General features: G+C 38.6%; 10 protein-coding genes. 9 read left to right on the plus strand and 1 reads right to left on the minus strand.

Annotated features, from left to right (window positions below):
- Positions 1–5: 5 nt before the first annotated feature.
- The 3 genes from I2484_RS10735 to recO all read left to right on the plus strand — a co-directional run bounded on the left by I2484_RS10735 (position 6) and on the right by recO (position 2,485).
- Positions 6–419: a cytidine deaminase gene (locus I2484_RS10735; RefSeq protein ID WP_207151019.1), complete on the plus strand. Its 414-nt coding sequence runs from the start codon at positions 6–8 to the stop codon at positions 417–419.
- A complete protein-coding gene (gene era / locus I2484_RS10740; protein WP_207151020.1) occupies positions 400–1,317 on the plus strand; it encodes a GTPase Era in 918 nt (305 codons plus the stop codon). The genes I2484_RS10735 and era overlap by 20 nt, the downstream gene beginning before the upstream one ends.
- Positions 1,318–1,690: 373 nt before the next feature.
- Positions 1,691–2,485: a DNA repair protein RecO gene (gene recO, locus I2484_RS10745; RefSeq protein WP_346014181.1), complete on the plus strand. Its 795-nt coding sequence runs from the start codon at positions 1,691–1,693 to the stop codon at positions 2,483–2,485.
- A 78-nt stretch (positions 2,486–2,563) separates the two neighbouring features.
- On the opposite strand, the gene I2484_RS10750 is transcribed toward recO, so the two are convergent.
- The gene (locus I2484_RS10750; RefSeq protein WP_207151021.1) at positions 2,564–2,932 is read right to left on the minus strand and encodes a DUF2500 domain-containing protein; all 369 of its coding nucleotides are present in this window, start codon (positions 2,930–2,932) and stop codon (positions 2,564–2,566) included.
- Positions 2,933–3,064: 132 nt separating this feature from the next.
- On the opposite strand from I2484_RS10750, the gene I2484_RS10755 reads away from it, so the two are divergent.
- From I2484_RS10755 to I2484_RS10780, 6 genes are all read left to right on the plus strand, one after another.
- On the plus strand, positions 3,065–3,445 hold the full coding sequence (locus I2484_RS10755) for a CidA/LrgA family holin-like protein (RefSeq protein WP_207151022.1): 381 nt from the start codon (positions 3,065–3,067) through the stop codon (positions 3,443–3,445).
- Positions 3,436–4,125, plus strand: coding sequence for an LrgB family protein (locus tag I2484_RS10760; protein ID WP_207151023.1), 690 nt, complete (start codon positions 3,436–3,438; stop codon positions 4,123–4,125). Before I2484_RS10755 ends, I2484_RS10760 begins: the two co-directional genes overlap by 10 nt.
- A 226-nt stretch (positions 4,126–4,351) precedes the next feature.
- Positions 4,352–4,729: a hotdog family protein gene (locus I2484_RS10765; protein ID WP_207151024.1), complete on the plus strand. Its 378-nt coding sequence runs from the start codon at positions 4,352–4,354 to the stop codon at positions 4,727–4,729.
- Positions 4,730–4,963: 234 nt separating this feature from the next.
- Positions 4,964–5,434 (plus strand): GNAT family N-acetyltransferase, encoded by a 471-nt coding sequence (locus I2484_RS10770; protein WP_207151025.1) that lies wholly within the window; start codon positions 4,964–4,966, stop codon positions 5,432–5,434.
- A 231-nt stretch (positions 5,435–5,665) separates the two neighbouring features.
- Positions 5,666–5,899 (plus strand): hypothetical protein, encoded by a 234-nt coding sequence (locus I2484_RS10775; protein ID WP_207151026.1) that lies wholly within the window; start codon positions 5,666–5,668, stop codon positions 5,897–5,899.
- Between the two features lie 369 nt (positions 5,900–6,268).
- Positions 6,269–6,679: a DUF4275 family protein gene (locus I2484_RS10780; protein WP_207151027.1), complete on the plus strand. Its 411-nt coding sequence runs from the start codon at positions 6,269–6,271 to the stop codon at positions 6,677–6,679.
- Positions 6,680–7,850: the final 1,171 nt, after the last annotated feature.

The raw sequence follows: 7,850 nt of genomic DNA on the forward strand, positions 1-7,850 counted from the left end.
TCTTTATGGATGTAGAAAAATTAGTTGCTGAATCGAAAAAAGCGCGGGAGAAAGCGTATGTCCCGTATTCAAAATTCCCAGTTGGAGCGGCGCTGTTAGCCGAAGACGGGACTATCTATCACGGCTGCAATATTGAAAACTCAGCTTATAGCATGACCAATTGTGCTGAACGAACAGCGTTTTTTAAAGCTGTTTCCGATGGCGTACGTATCTTCAAAGCGCTAGCGGTAGTTGCGGATACAGAAGGACCTGTTTCCCCGTGTGGAGCATGCAGACAGGTAATTGCAGAGTTTTGCGATGGCTCGATGCCTGTCTATCTCACGAACCTGAATGGGGACGTAGAAGAAACAACTGTAGCAAAACTATTACCAGGCGCATTTTCAAAGGAGGATCTTTCATATGCAGCAGAACAACAATAAAGGGTTCAAATCGGGATTCATCTCGATCATAGGACGTCCTAATGTCGGTAAATCGACATTTCTTAACCATGTAGTCGGACAAAAGATTGCGATTATGAGTGACAAACCACAGACGACTCGCAATAAAGTACAAGGTGTTGTCACGACAGAAGAATCTCAAATCATCTTCATCGATACACCGGGGATTCATAAACCAAAACATAAACTTGGTGATTTCATGGTGAAAACGGCCCGCAACACATTGAAAGAAGTAGATGTGGTCATGTTCATGGTCAATGCAGATGAGCCGATTGGCCGCGGTGACCGCTTCATAATGGAACTTCTCGAAAATTCAAAGACACCGGTATTCCTTATCATCAATAAAATTGATTTAGTTCATCCGGATGAACTATTCAAAATCATCACTTCGTATACAGCAGAGTATGACTTTGCTGAAATTGTACCAATTTCTGCGATAAACGGAAATAATGTGGAACGTCTTCTTGAAACGATGATTAAATACTTACCTGAAGGACCTAAATATTATCCAGATGATCAAGTAACGGATCACCCGGAACGATTCATCATTTCCGAATTAGTTCGTGAAAAGGTATTACATCTAACGAGGGAAGAAATTCCACACTCTATAGCGGTTGTTATTGAGAAGATTGAACGCGAAGAAGGACGGGAAATGGTCAATGTTATGGCGACAATTGTTGTCGATCGTGATTCCCAAAAAGGCATTGTCATCGGTAAAAAGGGTGCATTGCTAAAAGAAATCGGAACGAATGCTAGACATGATATCGAAATGCTACTTGGTTCGAAAGTGTTTCTTGAGTTATGGGTAAAAGTGCAGAAAGACTGGCGCAATAAACCCGGCCATCTGAAGGAATTCGGATTTAGGGATGACGAGTATTAAGTAATGAAAAGCGTAAGCGGCCGCCAAGACGCGACAGGCATAAGGCAGTCCGGCGAAGCGGCGCACTATGCCGCATAGCTGGAATGACTTATGACCCGAGCGTCTGGCCGCTGAAGCTAGACAAAGAAAAGCGTAAGCGGCCGCCAAGACGCGACAGGCATAAGCTAGACCGTCGGAGCGGCGTGCACTATGCCCGCATAGCTGGAATGACTTATGACCCGAGCGTCTGGCCGCTGAAGCTAGACAATGAAAAGCGTAAGCGGCCGCCAAGACGCGACAGGCATAAGGCAGTCCGGCGAAGCGGCGTGCACTATGCCGCATAGCTGGAATGACTTATGACCCGAGCGTCTAGTCGCTATAGCTAGACAAAGAGGTGATTGCTTCGCTGAACAAATGGGAAGGAATCATTCTAAGAGGTATTCCGTACGGTGAGTCCAACAAAATTGTCACGCTGTTTACTCGTGAAGGCGGTAAAATGACGGCGATGGCCCGTGGAGCGAAGAAACCTGCGAGCAGACTAGCTGCTGTGACGCAGCCATTCACACATGGTTCATTCCTGATTCGTGCTGGCAGAGGAATGGGAACGCTTGAACAAGGCGAGCCCATCGATTCGATGCGGCATATCCGTGAAGACTTGGAAGCAACAGCTTATGCAAGTTATGTTGTTGAATTGATTGATAAGTTAACGGAGGATAATGAGCGTATAGCTGGTATATATGGCTTGTTGTATGAAGCACTTCACGCTATCAATGAACAATATGATCCAGAAGCAATTGCATTGTTTGTCGAGTGGAAAATGTTGCCGATTGCTGGTATCCATCCAATACTTCATCAATGTGCAAATTGCGGGGCGACTGAAGGCGAATTTGCTTTTTCATTCATGCAAATCGGCTTCATTTGTCATCGATGCTTCCATGTAGATAAGCATTCGATTCGAATTTCACCCAATCAATTGAAATTGATCCGGACCTTTTATACCGTTCCCATCAATCGTGTAGGTAATTTGACTTTGAAGAAGACGACAAAAGACTTCATGAAAAAGCTCGTCAGAACAATTTACGATGAGCAAGTTGGAATTCGATTAAAATCGAGATCATTCCTTGATCAACTCGACTCGACACCGGAACTGCTACCTAGAAAAGAAAAACCTAAAGAGGGTAGCGAATAGTCCTGTTTACAATAAATCCCGAACCTCGGATCCTAGGAAATAGGATCTAGAGCCGGGTTTTTTGAATATAAAAATATATTACACTTTATTGACGCGTTCGAAACCATTAAAACGCGTGCCTTGGAAAGTTAGCATGCCAACATCGCCATCAGCGAGCATGCCATATTGGGAACCGTTTACAGCTAATTCCATGCGGTCACCGCTCTCTACCTGAAATGTAGCATAATACCAAGTGCTGGCCGATGAATCGCCAGATCCACCAGAAGTCTTTGTCCTTTTTGTAACGACTTCGGCTGGTACTTTCAGTTCCGGGGAGTTATTATTTGAATTCCACGTACCGATAGATTTCGCAATACTAAAGATAATTGCACCAAAAATAATAATCGCAACTAAGCCGATAAAGATTGGCCCAAGCGTGAAAATAGCATTATCAAAAGATGAATACATGGACAAAACCTCCTTATGTATTTTAATGGTTGAATAGATGTTATACGTTCCATTTTTGAAATAGTTTCATAACTCCTTTGATAATTTAGTTGTAAATCCTTATACTGAGACGAAAGGAGGCGGGATTCGTCTATGAAATACATAATAATAGTTCTTCAAATCCTAGTCTTATACGGTTTTGTTTTGATAGGGAACTCTCTTCAGGATATCCTTCATTTGCCGCTTCCTGGAAGCATAATTGGACTGTTACTATTGTTGGCGGCTCTTTCATTAAAAGTATTTCGGCTTGAATGGGTTGAATCAGGCTCTTACTTCCTTTTATCTTATTTGCCATTATATTTTATACCAGCGACTGTCGGCGTGATGAATTACGGACATGTATTTGCAGGAAAGGGATTTCTGTTGATACCAATCACAATGATCAGCACGTTTTTGACGATGTGGATTTCTAGTACTTTAAGTCAATTACTTGCCAAGAAGTCCGCTAAGAAGGAGGAGGTTTCATGCAAATAATGCTGTTTTCTATCCTCTTTGTCTTTGTAACAGTTGCCGTTTACCTTGCTATGAACTTATTATATTTTAAATATCACAAAGCGTTCTTCATACCAATACTGACAACCACTATTGGAATTATTTTGATTCTCTTACTTTTTAGAGTCCCTTATGAAACATATATGCTCGGTGGAAAGTGGGTTGACCTGTTGCTGGGACCTGCGATTGTATCATTGGCAATTCCGTTATATAAACAAAGAGAACTAATTAAGCAGAATATGTTTCCCATACTTGGTGGTATATTGACGGGCGTTCTTGTTGGTATGATAAGCGGTGTACTTTTTGCAAAACTGGTAGGATTCTCAAAAGAAATCGTTGTTTCACTATTACCTAAATCGATTACAACGCCTATAGCCATACAAATTGCTTCGGCATTGGGAGGCGTAAATTCGCTTACAATTGCATTCGTCATGATTGCCGGATTTACCGGTATTATTCTAGGGCCGACATTTTTGAATTGGTTTCGCATCGATACAGCTATCGGCCGCGGAATCGGGCTGGGAGCAGCAGCACATGCACTTGGGACATCGAAAGCGATTGAACTGGGTGAGCAGGAAGCATCTTATAGTTCCATCGCTATGACGCTATCCGCAATTATTGGATCTATCGTTGGACCGGTTATGGCTTGGTTTTTTTATTGAAACTTCACTATGGTGAAGAGTGATTGGGAGAGTAAATAATATTAGGTAGAAGCGTTAGGTCCTTTATAGAAAATAGTGAAAATGCAGGGACAATCTAATTCATCATATCCTCTTAAGTTGATGAATTAAGTAATCCTTGCAAAATAAATGAGTGAATATTCATTCATAGCTAAAAGTATGCTATGTTTATAGGGGTCTTATTAATCAGAATAATGGGGGGGAAATAATGGAGCTTAAAGTAGGGGCTGTTTTCACATGGTCAAAAACATTTAATGAGGAAGAAACGCTACAATTTGCAGTGTTAACGGGCGATAAGGGGAAACATCATATGGAGCGAGATGACAATGGGCGCTTGATGGTACACGGCCTATTCACTGCAAGTATCGGTACAAAATTAGGAGGAGATTTGGATTATATTGCAAGAGAGATGGTCAGTGAATTTCTGCGACCTGTTTTTACAGGGGATACGATTACGTGTGAATTAATGATGACGGAAGTTGAACAAAAAGATGGATTTAAGAGGATAGCGATGAGTATGGTTTATCGCAATCAAATTGGTAAAGAAGTTCTGGTTGGAACGAGTCATGGAATTATTCGGGATTAATAAGTATGTTAATAAATGGTTTGAAAAAGCAATTCAGTGATAAATTGAATTGCTTTTTTGATTTCTATTATTTAAATGCCTAATTATTCGGGATATGAAACCTTCATGTTAGATTAGCGTCTACTAATAAAAGAGGGTGCTAATAGTAGTGTATTCATTATTTACAGCGGATGTAAAGGCTATATTGTCTTTTAAATCACTATCACTGTGTTTTTTAGAAATGGGGTACTAACTATGGAGGTTACATTAGAAAAAGCAAGCGAATCTGATGCGGAATCTATTTTTGATATACAAGTAAATGCATTTTTTCCGTTGCTTGAAGTTTATAAGGACTATAATACTAATCCAGCGAATGAAACGATCGAGAGAATGATAACGAGGATAAACAACCCTTCAGGAGGAGTTTATAAAATAAAATCGGATACTACTCTGGTTGGCGCTATTAGTGTCTTGTGTAAAGATGAAACTCATTATTGGATCAGTCCAATGTTTATTCTACCAAAATACCAGGGGCAAGGAATTGCCCAAAAAGCAATAACACAAATAGAGAAAAATTTTCCACAAGCGTTTAGTTGGGAATTGGCTACTATAGCGGAAGAAAAACGTAATTGTTATTTATATGAAAAAATGGGCTTCACAAAAACAGGTGTACTTAAGAAAATAAATGATGGCATGACACTTGTTTATTTTAAAAAGGTTTTATGATACATATTCACATTTTTTTATAACCAGTATATTTGTGAGTTTACGGGAATTTCTAGTTACTAAGTTGTTGTGGGGTACGGTTTTAGCTGGTATTTTTTTTTCGAGAGGTCAAAACCTTCGATTAGAACCTACATGTTGTTTTCAGTTATCTTTAATTCACTCCATATCATTAGTATATTTTTGTTTGAAATTAAAACCTATGGGCAAAGTTAAATTTCGGTAAGCCTTCCAGTGGACAACGAATTTAATAACGACTGGAAAAAGGTTTATGGTGCTTATCAAAACAATACGATTTTACAGGGGTGGATGACTGGAATTGAAACGCTTCTCGATAAGCCTTGCTCTGTTGTAACCTTTGGTAAAATCCGTGGGTTCATTCCATTGGAATTTACTGTTAGCCGACAAATTACACCAGCTCCGAGCGATGACATGACAGTCTGTTGCGTTCAAAGTTATGAACTATGACAGGGAAGCAGAAATATTCACGGCATCACGAATGGCTGCGTTAGAACATAAGGCATCCATCACGCTATAGAAAATTGAAGTTGATGATGAAATCATTGCCGTTGTTCGTAGAGTCAGCCCATCACTTGTCCATGCAGATTAGAATGAATGATAGACTGTATACCACTTCACATCTTTTAAATGAACAAAGATAAGAAATCATAATTATTGGAAGTAATAATGTTATACTTGTTATGCAAATTTGATTGATTATCAATAAGATCAATCTTCTTCAAACTGGCCAATTTTGTGAACAAGAAATGATAGGAATTCTAAAGTTATGCAAATTAGATAATTAGCATTGATACTCATCGAGAGAGGTTATAGAAAATGCGGAATAAAGAGTTAAAGGTGTTAGAAATACCGAAGTGGGGACGCTATTTAAGAGGAAAGTGGATTGAAAAATTTGCTGGTCATCTAACAAAAGAGGAACAAATAGAAATATATTTGGATTCATTTTTATGGCATCTTTGTAGCTATGAAAAAGTGGAATGTCTTGAAAAGGAAGAGGCCATAAAAGCATTTGAAAGACAAAAAAAGAATCAATGCACAATCTTTTATCAATTCACGAATGAAGCGTTCTTAGTTCAAAATGCTAAAAGTCTTAAAGTAAATGACTTCCCATGGGATCGCTTGGATCTTGATTCCAGTGACATGTATGTTATGGATTGGGAAAACAACTGGACCTTTATTAAAACGCATGAAACAGGGCTTGGACCTTATTTTATTCGAAAGTCATAACTATCTACTTTTAGGATTGGGCGCAGTTGTCGCATAAGGTTTGTGCTTCAATCTGGCCAGATCGTAGAATCGAGGAAGATAAATGATGTTTCTAAAATCTGTGAATAAAAGAGAAACATTGAATTGAAAAAGGGCAGCTATACTAGGTTTTTACACGTATTTACTCCTATCAACTGGTAACTATTTTCATTATATATCAATGGGAGAGGATTTCTTCTCTTCACGTTCAATTTTCTTGAGTGGATTGGTAGTCGCCTTTGGATATGAAGCTTTTTTGAATCTTAAAGACAAAAAAAAATCGGGCTACAAAGCTCCAGGTAGTTGAATATATCTTTGCTAGAACTGTATAAGCGATTGCGCCCATATCACTCAAACAGGCCATTTAACTGAAAAAGAGGCGGTATTTTGTTAAACCTATCTTTGGGAGTGTTAAATTTAAGTTCACTCATTTTGCTTATTCTTGGAATAAAGAAAAAGTCTAGATTGTCAATATTTTTTGGCGTTTTTGCTTTTATCGCTCCATTACTTTACCTGGGTTTTAGACATTGGATTATTATGCATCCATTAGTGCCTGCAATTTCATTTGTGATTTCGGATATCATAAATAAAAAAATCAATTCTGTTGGAGAGTGATGGGCGTTGCCTTGGATATTATTATTGAGAATAGGACGCTATTATTGAACAAGACTTGGCGCCCATAAAATACATGCGGCCCAATTAGCAGAATGAGGGGGGGATTATAGTAACAAAAGAAAAGATATACTTTTTGGGATATTTTCTACTATACCCAAGTGTTTTTATAATTAGCTCTTTCTTATGGCGATTTATTATTCGGAGTCATGATTTATCGATTGTATTAACAGATTCTTTATCTATCCTAGTTTTATATTATTTTACCGTGAGTATTTACTTTAGTTTTCGGATGCGATTCCGAAGGTGAATTAAATTAAGGGAGGAGAATTTGTGTGTCCAGTTATTTCAAAGGGAAGTTTTTAGTTTCAAAAATTGTTGTAACGCTTATTCTTCTAAGTTTAATAATATTAACTCAGTACGGATTAATTGAGAGTGTAAAATATCTTGTGTAAATGAATAAATGCAAAAAGGAAGACCTTTTCTTGGTAGAATTAAGTCACCACAACCAATCCTAGAAAAGAGGCCTTCCCTATGACCC

Source organism: Sporosarcina sp. E16_8 (genome assembly GCF_017347095.1).
GTDB lineage: Bacteria > Bacillota > Bacilli > Bacillales_A > Planococcaceae > Sporosarcina.

What these genes read in the sequence shown, in the direction of transcription:
- I2484_RS10755 (WP_207151022.1), top strand. Translation starts at nt 3,065, where the DNA reads ATGAAATACATAATAATAGTTCTTCAAATCCTAGTCTTATACGGTTTT.
- I2484_RS10735 (WP_207151019.1), top strand. Translation starts at nt 6, where the DNA reads ATGGATGTAGAAAAATTAGTTGCTGAATCGAAAAAAGCGCGGGAGAAA.
- I2484_RS10780 (WP_207151027.1), top strand. Translation starts at nt 6,269, where the DNA reads ATGCGGAATAAAGAGTTAAAGGTGTTAGAAATACCGAAGTGGGGACGC.
- I2484_RS10760 (WP_207151023.1), top strand. Translation starts at nt 3,436, where the DNA reads ATGCAAATAATGCTGTTTTCTATCCTCTTTGTCTTTGTAACAGTTGCC.
- I2484_RS10750 (WP_207151021.1), bottom strand. Translation starts at nt 2,932, where the DNA reads ATGTATTCATCTTTTGATAATGCTATTTTCACGCTTGGGCCAATCTTT.
- I2484_RS10770 (WP_207151025.1), top strand. Translation starts at nt 4,964, where the DNA reads ATGGAGGTTACATTAGAAAAAGCAAGCGAATCTGATGCGGAATCTATT.
- era (WP_207151020.1), top strand. Translation starts at nt 400, where the DNA reads ATGCAGCAGAACAACAATAAAGGGTTCAAATCGGGATTCATCTCGATC.
- I2484_RS10765 (WP_207151024.1), top strand. Translation starts at nt 4,352, where the DNA reads ATGGAGCTTAAAGTAGGGGCTGTTTTCACATGGTCAAAAACATTTAAT.